Origin of the sequence: Bradyrhizobium sp. 1(2017) (assembly GCF_011602485.2) — a bacterium.
Taxonomy (GTDB): domain Bacteria; phylum Pseudomonadota; class Alphaproteobacteria; order Rhizobiales; family Xanthobacteraceae; genus Bradyrhizobium.
In genome coordinates, this window is record NZ_CP050022.2 from 662597 (window position 1) to 678455 (window position 15859).

Annotated in this window: 16 protein-coding genes; 10 read left to right on the forward strand and 6 right to left on the reverse strand. The window is 64.8% G+C overall.

Annotation, left to right across the window (positions count from 1 at the left end; translation table 11 throughout):
• Positions 1 to 297 precede the first annotated feature (297 nt).
• Positions 298 to 552, reverse strand: a complete 255-nt coding sequence (locus HAP40_RS03085; RefSeq protein WP_166819164.1) for a hypothetical protein — start codon at positions 550 to 552, stop codon at positions 298 to 300.
• A gap of 27 nt (positions 553 to 579) precedes the next feature.
• Here HAP40_RS03085 and HAP40_RS03090 point away from each other — a divergent pair, with 27 nt between their 5' ends.
• Positions 580 to 984 carry a DUF6006 family protein gene (locus HAP40_RS03090; RefSeq protein ID WP_166819163.1) on the forward strand — a complete coding sequence of 135 codons (405 nt, stop codon included), beginning with the start codon at positions 580 to 582 and terminating at the stop codon, positions 982 to 984.
• Between the two features lie 200 nt (positions 985 to 1184).
• Here the strand turns inward: HAP40_RS03090 and HAP40_RS03095 are convergent, their stop codons facing one another.
• Positions 1185 to 1628 carry a MarR family winged helix-turn-helix transcriptional regulator gene (locus HAP40_RS03095; protein ID WP_166819162.1) on the reverse strand — a complete coding sequence of 148 codons (444 nt, stop codon included), beginning with the start codon at positions 1626 to 1628 and terminating at the stop codon, positions 1185 to 1187.
• A gap of 179 nt (positions 1629 to 1807) precedes the next feature.
• Here HAP40_RS03095 and HAP40_RS03100 point away from each other — a divergent pair, with 179 nt between their 5' ends.
• From HAP40_RS03100 to HAP40_RS03130, 7 genes are all read left to right on the forward strand, one after another.
• The gene (locus HAP40_RS03100; protein ID WP_166819161.1) at positions 1808 to 2992 is read left to right on the forward strand and encodes a substrate-binding domain-containing protein; all 1185 of its coding nucleotides are present in this window, start codon (positions 1808 to 1810) and stop codon (positions 2990 to 2992) included.
• Between the two features lie 156 nt (positions 2993 to 3148).
• The gene (locus HAP40_RS03105; protein WP_166819160.1) at positions 3149 to 4663 is read left to right on the forward strand and encodes an amidase; all 1515 of its coding nucleotides are present in this window, start codon (positions 3149 to 3151) and stop codon (positions 4661 to 4663) included.
• 32 nt (positions 4664 to 4695) lie between these two features.
• Positions 4696 to 5553, forward strand: coding sequence for a branched-chain amino acid ABC transporter permease (locus HAP40_RS03110; protein WP_166819159.1), 858 nt, complete (start codon positions 4696 to 4698; stop codon positions 5551 to 5553).
• 3 nt (positions 5554 to 5556) lie between these two features.
• The gene (locus HAP40_RS03115; protein WP_166819158.1) at positions 5557 to 6774 is read left to right on the forward strand and encodes a substrate-binding protein; all 1218 of its coding nucleotides are present in this window, start codon (positions 5557 to 5559) and stop codon (positions 6772 to 6774) included.
• Positions 6775 to 6806: 32 nt separating this feature from the next.
• On the forward strand, positions 6807 to 7898 hold the full coding sequence (locus tag HAP40_RS03120) for a branched-chain amino acid ABC transporter permease (RefSeq protein WP_166819157.1): 1092 nt from the start codon (positions 6807 to 6809) through the stop codon (positions 7896 to 7898).
• Positions 7888 to 8619: an ABC transporter ATP-binding protein gene (locus tag HAP40_RS03125; protein WP_166819156.1), complete on the forward strand. Its 732-nt coding sequence runs from the start codon at positions 7888 to 7890 to the stop codon at positions 8617 to 8619. Before HAP40_RS03120 ends, HAP40_RS03125 begins: the two co-directional genes overlap by 11 nt.
• Positions 8612 to 9313: an ABC transporter ATP-binding protein gene (locus HAP40_RS03130; RefSeq protein ID WP_166819155.1), complete on the forward strand. Its 702-nt coding sequence runs from the start codon at positions 8612 to 8614 to the stop codon at positions 9311 to 9313. The genes HAP40_RS03125 and HAP40_RS03130 overlap by 8 nt, the downstream gene beginning before the upstream one ends.
• A 191-nt stretch (positions 9314 to 9504) precedes the next feature.
• Here HAP40_RS03130 and HAP40_RS03135 read toward each other — a convergent pair whose 3' ends face one another.
• The 4 genes from HAP40_RS03135 to HAP40_RS03150 all read right to left on the reverse strand — a co-directional run bounded on the left by HAP40_RS03135 (position 9505) and on the right by HAP40_RS03150 (position 13882).
• Positions 9505 to 11067 (reverse strand): L,D-transpeptidase family protein, encoded by a 1563-nt coding sequence (locus HAP40_RS03135; protein WP_166819154.1) that lies wholly within the window; start codon positions 11065 to 11067, stop codon positions 9505 to 9507.
• 456 nt (positions 11068 to 11523) lie between these two features.
• Positions 11524 to 12486, reverse strand: coding sequence for an acetyl-CoA carboxylase carboxyltransferase subunit alpha (locus HAP40_RS03140; RefSeq protein ID WP_166819153.1), 963 nt, complete (start codon positions 12484 to 12486; stop codon positions 11524 to 11526).
• 275 nt (positions 12487 to 12761) lie between these two features.
• Positions 12762 to 13718, reverse strand: a complete 957-nt coding sequence (xerD, locus tag HAP40_RS03145; protein ID WP_166819152.1) for a site-specific tyrosine recombinase XerD — start codon at positions 13716 to 13718, stop codon at positions 12762 to 12764.
• A gap of 17 nt (positions 13719 to 13735) precedes the next feature.
• Complete coding sequence (locus tag HAP40_RS03150; protein WP_166819151.1) at positions 13736 to 13882, reverse strand: histidine kinase; 147 nt, start codon at positions 13880 to 13882, stop codon at positions 13736 to 13738.
• Positions 13883 to 14043: 161 nt separating this feature from the next.
• Between HAP40_RS03150 and HAP40_RS03155 the strand changes: the two genes are divergently transcribed.
• Positions 14044 to 14655: a shikimate kinase gene (locus HAP40_RS03155; RefSeq protein ID WP_166819150.1), complete on the forward strand. Its 612-nt coding sequence runs from the start codon at positions 14044 to 14046 to the stop codon at positions 14653 to 14655.
• Positions 14652 to 15794, forward strand: a complete 1143-nt coding sequence (aroB, locus tag HAP40_RS03160) for a 3-dehydroquinate synthase (RefSeq protein WP_166819149.1) — start codon at positions 14652 to 14654, stop codon at positions 15792 to 15794. The genes HAP40_RS03155 and aroB overlap by 4 nt, the downstream gene beginning before the upstream one ends.
• The last annotated feature ends 65 nt before the right edge of the window (positions 15795 to 15859 follow it).

The window sequence follows — 15859 nt, forward strand, 5'->3', positions numbered from 1 at the left end:
TAACACTTGAAAGCGTCTAACACTTGAAAGCATATCGTCTCGTGTGGTGCTTGCCGAAGTTCAGGGGCACCACGAATCGACGGCGCTCGCGATCGTGAGGGTGGCAACGTTTACTCCTTCAGAGACGAAAAAGACCGCAAGAACTTCCGCCTCGTCGTGCGAGGGAAAGTCGGGCGCGCGGGACGCGATCCTCAGGTCGGTCGCAGCCAACAGATTAAATAAACATTTAACAGTCCAGTGCAGCGGCGCTCGGTGGACTGCCGTTCGTCATCGCCGATGGATCAAGGATCGTCACGCTCATCGATCGGCTAAAATGCGGCATTGAGAGCAGCCGGGATTGAGCGAACTGGCTTCGGCGAGGAATATACCGTCAACAGCCTTCGCCACTTCCATGCCGTGAAGACCAGCACGGCTCGCAGCTGGGCCTTCGGTCAAAGCGCGGGATCGTGTCTCGGAAAACCCGCCGGGTCGACCATCCAATCTTTTGCTGCTCCTTGTGATCTGGATCACCGCGACAAAGCTCAATTCGTGTTCTGATTGAGATGCAAACACGCGGCCCTCCAAAATGGAGCCAGGACAATGTCTAAACGTGCGCTTCCAACCGCCTTTTGTGTTCTTGCCTTCAGTTTCTACGCCTGCGGTTCTGCCCCTGCGAGCCAGGTGGCCGGATGGTGGGGCGGAACGTGGTCGTGCAACATCGACGGCCGGCCGGCCCGGATGAAATGGGCCGCCGTTGATGACACTCAGACAAGCTGCGACGGCAGCACTTGCACCAGCAGCTCGGGAGCACGCTGGTCGGGCAGCTTCTCAGATAATGGCTCGCGATGGGTGAAGTTGACAAATCCACGCAGCGGAACGCAGGGCGGCCTGTATTTCAACCATGCCGATGGCAATAGATGGTATTTGCCCAAACCGGTCAGCAGCAAGTCCGTGGGCTGGACGACATGGAACGGCCAACGCTATCGCCTCGCGTGCTGGCGATGATGCAATCAACGCTGCATGGCGAGGTAGGTTGAAGAAGCCGTTGCTTCGTACAGCATCTATCGGCCAGAGCGAGCCATTGGTGGACGACGCCAAAGCTGGCGTGACCTGCGCGAGGGCATTCCGAGAGTTTTCCTCGCCATGCATTGAACGGCAGACGAGCGTGTCCGCTTCGATAAGCGCCACGCTCCAATTCACGAAGCCTAATTCGAACTGTCGATCAAGCTCTCCAAGAGCCGCTTGAGCTCGCTGGTCGGTTTGTCGCCATAGCTCTCCAGGATGTGCTCCTCCTGGTCCACCGCGAGCGAGTTGAGCTTCCTGCTCAGCACCTTGCCGCGGTCGGAGATGAACATCAGCACCTTGCGGCGGTCATTGGGATCCTGCACGCGGTAGACCAGCGTGTCGGAGACCATGCGGTCGATCATCTTGGTCAGCGTCGGATGGTTGAGCAGCACGGCGTCCGCAAGCTCGCCCATCGAATGGCCGTTGCCATCCGACAGCACCTTCAGGATGCGCCATTGCTCGACCGGCACGCCCTCCTTGCTCAACCTCAGCTCGAGCTGCCGGTTGATCTCGCGGTTGGCTTGCGCGAGCAGGTAGGCCAGGTGTTCGGTGATCGGGGTGTTTGCTTTCGAGGGTTTTGCCACGGCTAAGACTTCGTCTTGACCCAAATGAGTGAATGTCTTGCAATCGATGCTGCATCTATATGCACTTCAATTGTTGAACATTCAATATTTTCAAAATAGGATCATTGCCCAACAAAAGGGCGGAAGCCGCGCCCGCCTGATCAATGTGCTTTCAAGTCTGGTGTCAGACAGGAGTTGGCGTGCACGCGACGGTGAACTTCCCGGCTCACGGCGGCCCGGCGTTGCCGCCGTCCATGCTGTTCAGGAATCTGCCGTCATCGGCGGCTGATGGCGTCTTGTCGTCCAGGGATAGCGCCGTCTTCAGGCGGCGCGGCACGAACAAGCTTCGGATCGGCTGCTTCATCTGCTGCACCGGCTCGCCAGGCGTCTGGGGCCCCTGTGCAACCAACAGTGCCAAGCTCGCCGTCGCCGAGATCAACAAGCGCGGCGGCATCCTCGGGCGCGAGCTTGAGCTTTCCATTTACGACGCCGGCGGGCCGCTGGATGAGGTCTTGCCCCGCGCCGAGCAGGCCATCGCGTTCGACGAGCTCGATCTCATCGTGGGCCTGCACACCAGCGCGGTTCGCGTTGGCCTCCGCGACGTCACGACGCGTCATCGCATTCCCTACATCTACACGCCCGTCTACGAGGGTGGCGAGCGCACGCCCGGCGTGATGGCGATCGGCGAGACGCCGCGCTGGCAGAGCCGGCCGTCGATCCACTGGCTCGCCGACGTCAAGAAGGCGCAGCGCTGGTATCTGATCGGCAGCGATTACGTCTGGCCCTGGCAGTCGCACCGCGCCGTGAAGAACTACATCAAGGAGACCGGCGGCCACGTCGTCGGCGAGGAGTTCGTTCCGCTCGGCGAGGACAATCACGAGCCGCATCTGGCGCGCATCCGCGCCGCGAGGCCGGATGTGGTGCTGATCTCGCTGATCGGCACCGACAGCATCACCTTCAACCGTGCCTTCGGCGAATGCGGTCTCGGCGCCACGACGCTGCGGCTTGCCGGGGCCATGGACGAGACCGTGCTGCTCGGCATCGGCGCCGACAACAGCGAGAACATGTACTGCGCGTCCGGCTATTTCTCCTGGATTGGCTCGCGCGCCAACGACGATTTCCAGATCCGCTATCGCGCGATGTTCGGGCCGAACGCTCCGCCGATCGGCTCGGTTGGCCAGTCCAGCTATGAAGGCCTGCGCTTCCTCGAAGCTGTCGTGAACAAGGCCGGCTCATTGTCGGTCGCGCCGATGCTCGCGGCGGGCCGCAACATCGTTTATGGCGGCGCCCGCGGCCCGGTCGTCGTTCGCAACGGTCACGCCCGGATGCCGATGTACCTCGTCGAGGCCGATGGTCTCGACTTCAGGCTGATCAAGCCGGTCTGACCCTGGCGCGGCAATCGGTGCAGGCACCGCTTCAAAATAATACTTGAAAAGGAAAATATTTCCGCTTTGAATGTTTCGGCCGGGCGACGCGCGCTCCTCGCGCGAAACGCGGCCGCACGCCCAAGGACTGATCCAAGAAAACTTCAGGAGAGCGCCGTGACAGTTGTCCTTCCCACGCCAGCCCAGCTTCGCAGTGTCGCCGAGCAATGCGGCCTTTCGCTCACCGATGACGACGTCGCCTCGTTCCGCGGCCTGATGCAGGGATCGATCGAGGCCTACAATCTCGTTGCCGCGATGCCGGACGAGCTACCGGAGGTGAAATATCCGCGCACGCCGGGCTATCGGCCCTCGGCCGAAGAGAACCCGCGCAACGCCTGGTATCGCAAGTCGACGGTGAAGGGCGCCGCCAGCGGCAAGCTCAAGGGCAAAACCGTCGCGCTGAAGGACAACATCATGCTGGCCGGCGTGCCCATGACCAACGGCTCGTCGACGCTGGAAGGTTATGTGCCCGATTTCGACGCCACCATCGTCACGCGCATGCTGGATGCCGGCGCCGAAATCACCGGCAAGGTGCATTGCGAGCATTTCTGCCTGTCCGGCGGCAGTCACACCGGCTCCTATGGGCCGGTTCATAATCCGCACAAGATGGGCTACTCGGCCGGCGGCTCGTCGTCGGGCTCGGGCGTCGTGGTCGCGCTCGGCGAGGTCGACATGGCGATCGGCGGCGATCAGGGCGGCTCGATCCGCATGCCGTCCTCGTTCTGCGGAATCTACGGTATGAAGCCGACCTGGGGCCTCGTGCCCTATACCGGCATCATGCCGATCGAGATCTATGTCGACCATACCGGCCCGATGACCGCGACGGTCGCCGACAACGCGCTGCTGCTGGAAGTGCTCGCCGGCGACGACGGCTACGATCCGCGTATCAAGGCGCCGAAGGTCGAGGAATACACCAAGGCGCTCGGCCAGGGCGTCAAGGGGATGAAGATCGGCATCGTCAAGGAAGGCTTCGAGCAGCCGACCGCGGAGGCCGCGGTGAATGAAAGCGTGCGCGAGGCGGCAAAGCGCTTCAAGGATCTCGGTGCCAGCGTCGAGACGGTGTCGATCCCGATGCACCTGCTGGGCGGCGCGATCTGGACCCCGATCGGCACCGAGGGCCTGACCCAGACCATGATGTTCGGCGACGGCTACGGCCTCAGCCGCGGTGACCTCTATTCGACCTCGCTGATGGATTTCCATCGCGGCTGGCGCCGGCAGGCCGATTCGCTGTCGGAGACCACGAAATTGTTCATGATGCTCGGCACCTACATCAACAACAATTTCGGTCCGCGCTTCTACGGCAAGGCGCTCAACATTTCCCGCCGGCTGACCGCGGCCTACGACAAGGCGTTCGGCGACTACGATCTGCTGCTGATGCCGACCACGCCGATGAAGGCGACCAAGCTGCCGGAGCCCAATGCCAGCCGCGAGGAATACGTTGCCCGCGCGCTCGAGATGATCTCCAACACCGCGCCGTTCGACATCACCCACCATCCCGCGATGTCGCTGCCCTGCGGCATGGTCGATGGGCTGCCCGTCGGCCTGATGCTCGTCGGCCGCATGTTCGAGGAATCCACCATCTATCGCGCCGCACATGCCTTTGAGCAGATCGGCGACTGGAAGAAGATGTGAGAGGTTGTTGATGCAGGCCGGAAGCGCAACGCATGGCTAACGCGTTCGTCGCGGCGTTCGAGATCCTGAGCTTCGGCGCGATCATCGTCCTGATCGTGCTGGGGCTCGGCATCATCGCCAGCATGATGGGCATATTCAACTTCGCGCAGGGCGAGTTCGTCCTGCTCGGGGCCTACATCACCTATCTCGCCTATGCCAAGGGACTGCCGATCTGGGCGGGCATGGCTGCGGCGCCTTTCGTGGTCGGCGCACTCGGCTTCGTGCTGGAGGCACTGATCATCCGCCGCTTCTACGCCGCGCCGATCGTTGCCATGCTCGGCACCTATGCGCTCGGACTCATCATACGCGAGGCCGTGCGCGGCCTGATCGGCGGCTTCTATCTCACGGTACCCGAGCCGATCGGCGGCTCGATCGACATCGGGACCATCCACATCTCGGCGTGGCGCTTCACCATCATCGTCATCACGCTGCTGGTGATGGGTGGCTGCTATCTCCTGCTGTCGCGCACGAGCTTTGGTCTGCGCATGCGCGCCACGCTGGAGAATCCGTCGCTGGCGCGCGCCTCGGGCATTTCAACGCCCCTGATGTACGGCGCCACCTTCGCATTCGGCTCCGCACTCGCCGGTCTGGCCGGAGCGCTGATCGTGCCGGTGTTCAGCCTCTACGCCGATCTCGGCCTGCGCTTCCTGATCCAGGGCTTCGTCGCGGTCATGGTCGGCGGTGTCGGCTCTTTCATCGGCCCGGTCGCCGGCGCCGGCGTCATCGGCACGCTCAGCGCGGCGCTGCCCTGGGTGATGGCCCCCGTCGTCGCCGACGTGCTCGTCTTCGTCCTTGCCATTGTCTTCATCAAATTCCGCCCGCAGGGCCTCATCGCTGGAAAAGGGGTATAGTCCATGTTCGATCGCACGCAGTTGTCGCGGCGCCGTTTCCTCTCCAATTTCGCCTTCGCCTCCGGTGCGGTCGCAACCGGCGTCGGCAGCTGGGTGATTCCGGCGCCCTGGGCCAATGCGGCCGAAGGCCCGATCAAGGTCGGCATCGCCACCGACCTCACCGGCCCGATTGCCTATGCCGGAAATGCCGACGCCAACGTCGCCAAGATGGTGATCAAGGAGATCAACGCCGCGGGCGGCCTGCTCGGCCGTCCGCTCGAGCTCTACATCGAGGACACCGCCTCGAACGAATCCGTCGCCGTCGGCAACGTGCGCAAGCTGATCCAGCGCGACAAGGTCGACATGGTGCTGGGCGGCATCACGTCCTCGATGCGCAACGCGATCAAGGACCCGATCGTGGCGCGCGGCAAGACGCTCTACATCTATCCGCAGCTCTACGAGGGCAAGGAGTGCACGCCCTACCTGTTCTGCACCGGCCCGACCCCGGCACAGCAGTGCGACGAGTTCATCCCCTGGCTGATCAAGAACGGCGGCAAGAAGTTCGCGCTGCCCAGCGCCAACTATGTCTGGCCGCACACGCTCAATGTCTATGCCCGCAAGGTGATCGAGGCGAATGGCGGCGAGGTGGTGTTCGAGGAATACTATCCGCTCGACCAGGTCGACTTCTCCGCGACCGTCAACCGCATCGTCTCCAACAAGGTCGATGTCGTCTTCAACACCGTCATTCCGCCCGGCGTCGGCCCGTTCTTCAAGCAGCTCTATGAAGCGGGCTTCCTCAAGAGCGGCGGGCGTCTGGCTTGCGTCTACTATGACGAGAACACGCTCAACATCAATCAGGCCGCCGAGATCGAGGGGCTCGCGAGCTGCCTCGACTATTTCAAGGTTCTGACCAAGGAAAATCCCTTCGACGCGAAAATCCAGGCGGCCTACGAGAAGGATTTCCCGGGCAACTTCCTGTTCGCCGCCGGCAGCGCCGCCACCGGCACTTATCGCGGCCTCAAGCTGTGGGAGGCCGCCGTCAAGGAGGCCGGCAAGATCGACCGTGAGTCCGTCGCCGCTGCGCTCGACCACGCCAAGATCGCCGAAGGTCCCGGAGGACCTGCCGAGATGGTGCCGGGCAAGCGGCACTGCAAGATGAAGATGTACACGGCGGTCGCCAAGGGCGGGAACTACGAGATCGTCGCGCGCAGCAGCGGGCTCGTCGATCCCAAGGAATGCTAGAGTGGAATGCTAAGGTGGAATGCTAAGGTGGAATGCTGAAGCCGATGAGCGTGGTAAGACAGGCCGTGGTCGCCGACGCCGGCGACGAAGCGGGCGGCGCAATGGCTGAAGGCGCTGCGGCGGGACAAGCTGCGGCGGGACGAAAAGTCCTGCCGATCGTCGAGGTCGTCGTGCTCCTCGCGGCGCTGCTGGCGCCGCTGGTGCTGCAGGACTATCTCACCGTGTTCGCAACGCGCGTGATCATCCTGGCGCTGTTCGCGCTGTCGTTCGACCTCGTCTGGGGCTATGCCGGCATCATGAGCTTCGGCCAGGCCCTGTTCTTCGGCTCGGCCGGCTATGGCGTCGGGCTGCTTGCGCGCGATCTCGACGTCACCAACATCTTCCTGGTGCTGCCGGCGGGCACGCTGATCGGCCTGACCTTCGCGCTGCTGCTCGGCGGCTTCCTGCTGCTGGGGCGGCATCCCTCCAGCGTGATCTTCGTCTCGCTGGGCACGCTGACCGGCTCCTACGCCGCCGACCGCCTGGCACGTGGCTGGTATTATCTCGGCGGCCAGAACGGCATCCCCTCGATCGCGCCGATGTCGCTTGGGTCATACGAGTTCACGGAGGGGCCGTCCTTCTATTATCTCGTGCTCGGCATCCTCGTCGTGGTCTACCTGCTCTGCCGTTTCCTGGTGCGCTCGCAATTCGGCCTTGCGCTCGCGGGCCTGCGCGAGAACGAGCAACGCATCGCCTTTTTCGGCTACAAGGCCCAGCACCTCAAAGCCATCATCTTCGCCATCGGCGGCGCCATCGCCGGCCTAGCCGGCAGCCTTTACGCTTTCCACGAAGGCTTCGTCTGGCCCAACATGGTCGGCGTCGTGGTCTCGACCCAGGTGGTGCTCTACGTGCTGTTCGGCGGCTCCGGCACGCTGATCGGCGCCGTCATCGGCACCGTCATCGTCGAAGGCGTCAGCTTCTGGCTGTCGGACAATTACCGCGAGATCTGGCCGATCATTCTGGGATTGCTGCTGCTGCTCGTGATCCTGTTCCGGCCGCTCGGCCTGATCAGTTTTGTCCTCGGCGAGCGCGAACGCGTCGGCAGCTTCGGTGCCAGGTCCAGGGAGACACGCGATGCTCCTTGAGGCCGCGGGTATCAAGAAGGTCTTCGGCAAGCTCACTGCGCTCGATGGCGCGGCGCTCACCGTCGGCGAGAACGAGTTTCACGGGCTGATCGGTCCGAACGGCTCCGGCAAGAGCACGCTGATGAAATGCATCGCCGGCGCCGAGGTGCCGACGCAGGGCAAGGTGAGCTTCGTCAACACCGACATCACCGGATTCACGCCGACCGAGCGCGCCCGGACCGGCATGAGCCTGAAATTCCAGATCACGTCCGTGCTGCCGTCGCTGACGCTCTACGACAACATCCTGCTCGCGCTGCAGGCGCAATGCTCGCTGTTCGATCTCGTCTTCTCGCGCACGCGCGGCGCGCTGCACGATCAGGTCATGACCATGCTGAGGCAATTCCGCCTCGCCGACCGCGCCTTCGACGCGGCCGCCGCGCTGTCGCACGGCCAGCAGCAATGGCTGGAGATCGCGATGGCGCTGGCCGGCAAGCCGAAACTGTTGCTGCTGGACGAGCCGACCGGCGGCATGAGCCTCGAGGAGCGCCGCGTCACCGGCGAGCTGCTCCAGCCGATCAAGCAGCATTGCTCGCTCGTCATCGTCGAGCACGACCTCGATTTCATCCGCGACATCTGCGATCGCCTCACCGTGCTCGACCAGGGCAAGGTGCTGGCCTCGGGCACCGTGTCCGAGATCCAGGCCAACAAGTCCGTCCAGGAGATTTATCTGCGCCGTGCCTGAGCAAGAGTTTCTCGACATTCGGCATCTCGACGCCGGCTATGGCCGCAGCCAGGTGCTGTTCGACGTCAGCCTCGGCATTCCCTGGCGCGGCGGCGTCGCCGTGCTCGGCCGCAACGGCGCCGGCAAGACCACGTTGATGAAGACCATCGTCGGCGAGCTGCCGGCCTGGAAGGGCCAGGTCGCCTTCGACGGCCGCGACATCAGCCGCCGCGCCACCCAGGAGCGCGTGCGCGCCGGCATCGGCTACGTGCCGCAGGAGCATTCGGTGTTCGCGCGCCTGTCGGTGCGCGACAATCTCGCGGTCGGCTCGCTCGCGCGCAAGGATGCCTCCGCGGTCGATCGCGTGCTGACCATCTTCCCGAAGCTCGGCCAGCGCCTCGACCAGCCCGCCGGCACGCTCTCCGGCGGCGAGCGCAAGATGCTGGCCATCGGCCGCGCCATGCTGGGCGATCCCAAGCTGCTGCTGCTGGATGAGCCGACCGAAGGCGTCTGGATCGGCGTGATCGAGGAGATCACCGAGCGCCTGATCGAGCTTGCCAAGACCATCGCCGTCATCATCGTCGAGCAGCATCTCGATTTGGCGCTCCGCGTCGCCGACTACGCCTACGTCCTCGACCGCGGCAGGGTCGCGCTGCAAGGCGAAGCGGGCCAGGTGAGGGGCAATCCGGAGCTGATGCGGTACCTGGCGCCGTAGGAAGTCAGTCGCCTCTTGCTTGTGACTGAGGGCAGCGCTCTCAACCCACCTCAACTGTCATGCCCCGCGACGGCGGGGCATCCAGCAGGCCGCGGCTTCGCGGTTCAATCACTCCTCCGGAATACTGGATCGCCCGCCTTCGCGGGCGATGACGGCGGAGAGTGGAGCGTGGGCGAAAGTCTAGCGCGCGCCTACTTCATCGCCCCAAACCGGCTGTCGAACGAATTCGACTGCATCACCGGCGCGGCTCCCATGATCTGCGTCGCTTCACCTGCACCGTCCGACGGTTTCAGCGCCGGGCGCGTTGCGGCGAGGCGGGTGTCGGGCTGCGGCTTCGGCGGCTCGACGGGCTTGGCGGCCGCAACGGTCGGCTTCGGGGCCTCCTTCGCAGCGTCTTTTGACTTGTCATGGCCCGGCACGAAGCGGGTCACTGCAGCCTTGAGCCGCGACGCTGCCGTGGGTGGCGCCGTGGTCGTCTGGGCCGGCGCCACGGACGCCGTGGCCTGCGGCGGGGGAGGCGCGGTCGTAGCTGTGGTATCGGCGGCGCCCAGGCCCATCTTGCGGCCGAGGTTGGAGAAGAAGCCGCCGGATTTCTCGGCAGGCTGAGCCGCGGCGACGCGCGTGCCGGCCGCGGGCGCGCTGACCGCGACGACCGGCTCTTCCTGCGGTGACGGCGCGGACGCCACGGAATCGAGGTTCGGCTTGGGCGGATTGACGTGGCCGGGGATCGTGCCCGGCGCCTTCGCCATCGCCAGCATCTGCAGCGTGGTGCCTTCGGCGCCTTCCGACAGGCCGGTCGAGCCTTCCGGAATCTTGGCGGCGAACACCTTGTTCATGCCGCCGTCGATGCCGGTGTTCATCCGCGCCATCGGCGTGCCCTTGGCCACGAGCCTGGCATATTCGGTCTCGTCCTTGGCCTGCTTCTGGCGCACCGCGCTGGCGATCTCCTCGGGGATCACATAGGCCGGGCACTTTGCCGAGGCGTCGAACACCGGGTCGCGCTTGGCGTCGGCCGGCTTGGCGGCGTCGAAGACGTACTTCTTCTCGCAGAAATCGACCTTCGGCTCCTGCCGCGTCACCTCGAAATGATCATAGCCTTCCTTGATCATCTTCCAGAACGGCATGTTCGGGTTGTTCCGGTGCTTGGCCATGTTCACCGGCGTCATCTTGAACGGATAGGCTTGGAGCTGGAACGCCTTCTGGCCGCCGAAGAAGGATTCGCGCCCGAGCGAATAGATCTCCGCGATCTGCTCGTCGGTCATGGCGTAGCAGCCGCGCGACGAACAATCGCCATGCACCATCAGCTGCGAGCCGGTGCGCCCAAGCGCCTTGTCGAACGCGTTCGGGTAACCCGTGTTGAAGGAGAGGTAATAGGCCGATTGCGGATTCATCTGGCCCGGATTGATCGAGTAGAATCCTTCCGGCGCCTGACGGTCGCCTTCGCGCACCTTGGGGCCGAGATCGCCCGACCAGCGGCAGATCGGATAGGTCTTGAGCAGCGCGAACTGGCCCGAGCGGGTCTGCTTCCAGACCTCGAGCTCGGCCTCCTGCTTGAACAGGCGAACCAGGATCGGCGATTGCAGATCCATGTCCTTCTCGGTCATCGCGGCAAGCAGCTTCGGCGGCACCGGCTGGTTGGCCTTGGCGTTGGTCGCGAGCGAGACCTGGTCGCTATTGCAGCCGGCCAAAAGACCGCCGGCCATCATCAGCGCAACCGAAGCCAAAAGCGCGCGAGCAAGCGAACGAGAAATCAAGATGGACCCCACACCGTGCCGGGCAGAAAGCGCGAACCCCAATTCTTGTGGAGCATGATCCGACCGGCGAACCGGACCCGTCGTGACGGGCTTTCTCGCATCACGCTCCAGCGCTTATGCCCTGAAGCCATTGATTAAAATTCTAACCTCTGGGTCATGTGGTCGCAACCCGAGCGGGGATCACGAGCCCGTTGGCCCATCGGCATGGTCAACGAAGACTAAATGGACGCGACTTTGGGCCTTACTTGGGCCTTCCGGCCCATCAGGGACTCAGATCGCCGATTTGGGCAAAAAAAGGGTTAATGCGGGGTTACCGGGGTGGTCCCGCGTGCCCGGACGCGGGTGCCGCGCGTCAGCGGTGCGACGCAGAGCAGGGGCCCAGGCTTGGGGAGGGTCCCGGGTCTGCGCCGCAGCGTTTCACGCCGCAGCGCGTCCGGGACACGGAAACCAGCCGAATCAGCCCAGTTTGCGGCCGATATCGAGGAATTTCTGCCGGCGCTGCTTGCGGATGGCGTCGCCGTCGAGGCCCCGGAGCTCGTCAAAGGCCTTGGCGATGGCATCGCCGGTGGTGGCGATCATGGCGGCGGGGTCGCGATGGGCGCCGCCGACCGGCTCCTTGAGGATCTGATCGATCACCCCGAACCGGAGCATGTCCTGGGCCGTGATCTTCATGTTGTTGGCGGCTTCCTGCGCCTTGGTGCCGTCGCGCCAGAGGATGGAGGAGGCGGCCTCCGGCGAGATCACGCTGTAGATCGCGTGCTCCAGCATCAACACCTTGTTGGCGGTGGTGATGGCGATGGCGCCGCCCGACATGCCCTCCCCGGTGATGATGGCGACGTTCGGCACGGTCAGCGCGAGGCACGCATCCGTCGAGCGCGCGATCGCCTCGGCCTGGCCCCGCTCCTCGGCGCCGATGCCGGGATAGGCGCCGGCGGAATCGGCGAGTGACAGCACCGGCAGGCCGAACCGCTCCGCCATCTCCATCAGCCGCACGCATTTGCGATAGCCTTCGGGCCGCGCCATGCCGAAATTGTGCCGGATGCGGCTCTCGGTGGAATCGCCCTTTTCCTGGCCCATCACGCAGATCGGCTCGCCGCGGAAGCGGCCGAAGCCGGCGACCAGCGCCTCGTCCTCGCCGAACTTGCGATCGCCGGCCAGCGGGGTGAATTCGGTGATCAGGCCCTTGATGAAGTCGTTGAAATGCGGCCGCTGCGGATGCCGCGCCACCAGCGTCTTCTGCCACGGCGTCAGGTTCAGATAGAGATCGGCCAGCGCCTGCGCCGCCTTGTCCTCGATCCGCCCTATCTCATCAGTGATGTCGGTGCCGGAGGCTGCAAGCGTGCGCAACTCGTCGACCTTGGAGTCGAGCTCGGCGACGGGCTTTTCGAAGTCGAGATAGCTGCGCATCTGGTCTTGCATCAACTCAATATAGAGGGACGGGGCTCGAGAGCGAAGCGAGGTTGGGGCCGCGAAGATAAGTGTAGCGTCTTCAATGGTTTGGCTTGTGCGCTCCCGGCAGCTGGCCAAATCAATCATGAGGCCACGGCTCTTTCTGCGGAGATGTGGCCGAAGTCAAGGCGGTTTCGCCGGGTGCTCGTAGCTTGTCGCCCGGATGAGCGAAGCGAAATCCGGGGCGGGTCGTGCCTTTGGCGCCGATCCCGGATGTCGCTTCGCTCATCCGGGCTACGGGAGATTCACTTCTCCGCCAGCGGGTGCAGGTCGCGCACCAGGCTCTTCAGCCGCTCCTCGACGACGTGGGTGTAGATCTGGGTGGTCGAGATGTCGGTGTGGCCGAGCAGGGTCTGCACGATGCGCAAGTCCGCGCCGTTGTGCAGCAGGTGGCTGGCAAAGGCGTGGCGCAGCACATGCGGGGAGACCAGGCGGGCCTGAAGCCCGGAGGCGACCGCGAGCTCCTTCAGGTCGCGGGCAAAATGCTGCCGCGTCAGATGCCCGCTCTCGCCGAACGAGGGAAACAGCCATTTCGACGCCGCCACGCTGTTCTTCTTGTCGGCCTTTGCAGCCTCCGTCGCGGCGAGATAGTCGGCCATCGCCTGCCGCGAGGCATCGTTGAGCGGCACCAAGCGTTCCTTGTTGCCCTTGCCGCGTACCACGATCATGCGGGCATCGCGCTTGGCCGCCGAGCGTGGCAACGCCACCAGCTCGGAGACGCGCAAGCCGGTGGCGTAGAGCACCTCGAGCAGGCAATAGAGCCGCAAGGCGCGGAGCCGCTTCGACGGCGATGCATCCTCCGCCTCGCTCAACTCCTTGGCGCGGCGGAGCATGCGGTCGACATCGGCGATCGACAGGACCTTCGGCAGGCCGCGGCCGCGCTTGGGCCCGGACAGGATCGCCGCGGGATCGTCGGTCCTGATCCGCTCGTTCAGGAGAAAGCGATAGAGGTGCCGCATCGCCGACAGGCGGCGGGCGACGCTGGTCGATTTGAAGCCGCGCGCATCGAGATCGGCGAGATAGTCGCGGAGCGTCTGGGTCTCCGCATCCGCAAAATTGTGGCCGACCCGGCCCAGAAATTCCGAGAAATCGGTGAGGTCGCGGCGGTAGGCGTCGAGTGTGTTGGGCCCGGCACCTTGTTCCGCCGCGAGCATGTCGAGGAACAGACCGGTGAGCTTGGTGTCGGAGGGCTTGGTGGGCATGCCCTGGAGCCTAGCGCCTATTTCTTGAGAAACTTGTCAGGCGGGATCGTCACCGTCATTTCCCGCGGCTTTGGAGTGACGAAGTTCGCCAGCGCGAAGAGCACGCCATAGACGATGCCGGCGATCACGGCGACGACCGTCAGGAAGCGGAACAGGCTCGGCATCGGGAAAGGTCTCGGGGCGTGGCAAATTAACCAATGAAATCATCCAACATGTTCGCCGTTTCGTGGCAAGAGTCCTCTGGCGAGGGCCCCGTTGGGGTCGTATAGGTGGCCAAAGCATGCCGCCCAGGCGGCAGATCGAGCGAGATCCAGTCGAGCGAGACATGTCCGACGCCGCGTTGCCGCTATCCGGTTCGCCTGAGGCCGACATCCTGTCGGCGCTCGGGGCGCGCTCGGTCGTGCTCGTCGGCATGATGGGGGTGGGTAAATCCACCATCGGCCGCCGCATGGCGGCGCGGCTCAAGCTGCCCTTCGTCGATGCCGACACCGAGATCGAGGCGGCGGCCGGCATGACCATACCGGAAATCTTCGAGCGCCATGGCGAGCCGCATTTCCGCGACGGCGAGGCCCGCGTGATCGCGCGGCTGCTGGACGGCGGCCCGATCGTGCTCGCGACCGGCGGCGGCGCCTTCATGCGCGAGGAGACCCGCGCGCGCATCGCCGCGAAAGCGGTCTCGCTCTGGCTCAAGGCGGACCACGACGTCATCATGCGCCGGGTGCGGCGCCGTGCCGATCGCCCGCTGCTCCAGACCGCCGATCCCGAGGGGACCGTGACGCGCCTGCTCACCGAGCGCGAGCCGGTCTATCGCCATGCCGACCTCACCATCGCCTCGCGCGACGTGCCGCACGACAAGATCGTCGAGGAATGCATCGAGACGCTGCACGCCCATCTCTGCGGCGAACCACCTGTCGACGTTGCGAGTGCCGTACGATGACTGCGCCGTTGAAACATTCGGATCCCGTGAACGTGGACGTCGCCCTTGGCGACCGCGCCTATGACATCGTCATCGGCCGCGGCGTGCTGGCCTCGCTCGGCGAGCGCGTCGCACGCCTCCGTCCGGGCGTGCGCACGGCCATCGTGACGGACCGCACCGTTGCAAAGCACTGGCTCGGGCCCACCGAGGCATCGCTTGCCGCTGCCGGCATTCCGACGTCGCGCATCGTGGTCGAGGAGGGCGAGATCTCCAAGACCTATGCCGGCCTGGAGAAGGTCAGCGAGGCCCTGATCGCCGCCAAGATCGAGCGCAACGATCTCGTCATCGCGCTCGGCGGCGGCGTGGTCGGCGACCTCGCCGGCTTTGCGGCAGCAATCCTGCGCCGCGGCGTCGATTTCGTGCAGGTGCCGACCTCGCTGCTGGCGCAGGTCGATTCCTCCGTCGGCGGCAAGACCGGCATCAATTCGCCGCAGGGCAAGAACCTGCTCGGCGCCTTCCACCAGCCGGTGCTGGTGATCGCCGACACCGCCGTGCTCGACACGCTGTCGCCGCGGCAATTCCGCGCCGGCTATGCCGAGGTCGCCAAATATGGCGTGCTCGGCGACGAGGCCTTCTTCGCCTGGCTGGAGAAGAACCATGCCGACATCTTCAAGGGTGGCGCGGCGCGCGAGCACGCGATCGCGACCTCCTGCCGCGCCAAGGCCGGTGTCGTCTCGCGCGACGAGCGCGAGACCGGCGAGCGCGCGCTGCTCAATCTCGGTCACACCTTCGGCCATGCGCTGGAAGCGGCGACCGGCTTCTCCGACCGCCTCTTCCATGGCGAGGGCGTCGCGATCGGCATGACCCTGGCGGCGCAGTTCTCGGCGAAGCTCGGCATGATCGGCGAGCTTGAGGCGGCCCGCGTCGAGCGACATCTGGTCGAGGCCGGCCTGCCGACGCGCTTGCAGGACATCGCGGGCTTTGCGCAGGAAGGCCTTGCCGATGCCGACGCGCTGATGGCGCTGATGGCGCAGGACAAGAAGGTCAAGCGCGGCAAGCTCACCTTCATCCTGCTGGAAGCGGTGGGACGCGCCGTCATCGCCAAGGACGTCGAGCCGGCTTTGGTGCGCGATTTCCTGCAGGCGAAATTATCGCAGTGATGGCAGGACCGTCTGGATCGGCTGGCTCCGAAGCGGCGCGGCAGCTCGAGGTGGTCGCGAGGCAA

Excerpts from the sequence above, each read along its gene's own strand:
- HAP40_RS03115 (WP_166819158.1), top strand. The coding sequence starts at position 5,557 with ATGTTCGATCGCACGCAGTTGTCGCGGCGCCGTTTCCTCTCCAATTTC.
- HAP40_RS03110 (WP_166819159.1), top strand. The coding sequence starts at position 4,696 with ATGGCTAACGCGTTCGTCGCGGCGTTCGAGATCCTGAGCTTCGGCGCG.
- HAP40_RS03150 (WP_166819151.1), bottom strand. The coding sequence starts at position 13,882 with ATGCCGAGCCTGTTCCGCTTCCTGACGGTCGTCGCCGTGATCGCCGGC.
- HAP40_RS03090 (WP_166819163.1), top strand. The coding sequence starts at position 580 with ATGTCTAAACGTGCGCTTCCAACCGCCTTTTGTGTTCTTGCCTTCAGT.
- HAP40_RS03155 (WP_166819150.1), top strand. The coding sequence starts at position 14,044 with ATGTCCGACGCCGCGTTGCCGCTATCCGGTTCGCCTGAGGCCGACATC.
- xerD (WP_166819152.1), bottom strand. The coding sequence starts at position 13,718 with ATGCCCACCAAGCCCTCCGACACCAAGCTCACCGGTCTGTTCCTCGAC.
- HAP40_RS03125 (WP_166819156.1), top strand. The coding sequence starts at position 7,888 with ATGCTCCTTGAGGCCGCGGGTATCAAGAAGGTCTTCGGCAAGCTCACT.
- HAP40_RS03120 (WP_166819157.1), top strand. The coding sequence starts at position 6,807 with ATGCTGAAGCCGATGAGCGTGGTAAGACAGGCCGTGGTCGCCGACGCC.
- aroB (WP_166819149.1), top strand. The coding sequence starts at position 14,652 with ATGACTGCGCCGTTGAAACATTCGGATCCCGTGAACGTGGACGTCGCC.
- HAP40_RS03140 (WP_166819153.1), bottom strand. The coding sequence starts at position 12,486 with ATGCAAGACCAGATGCGCAGCTATCTCGACTTCGAAAAGCCCGTCGCC.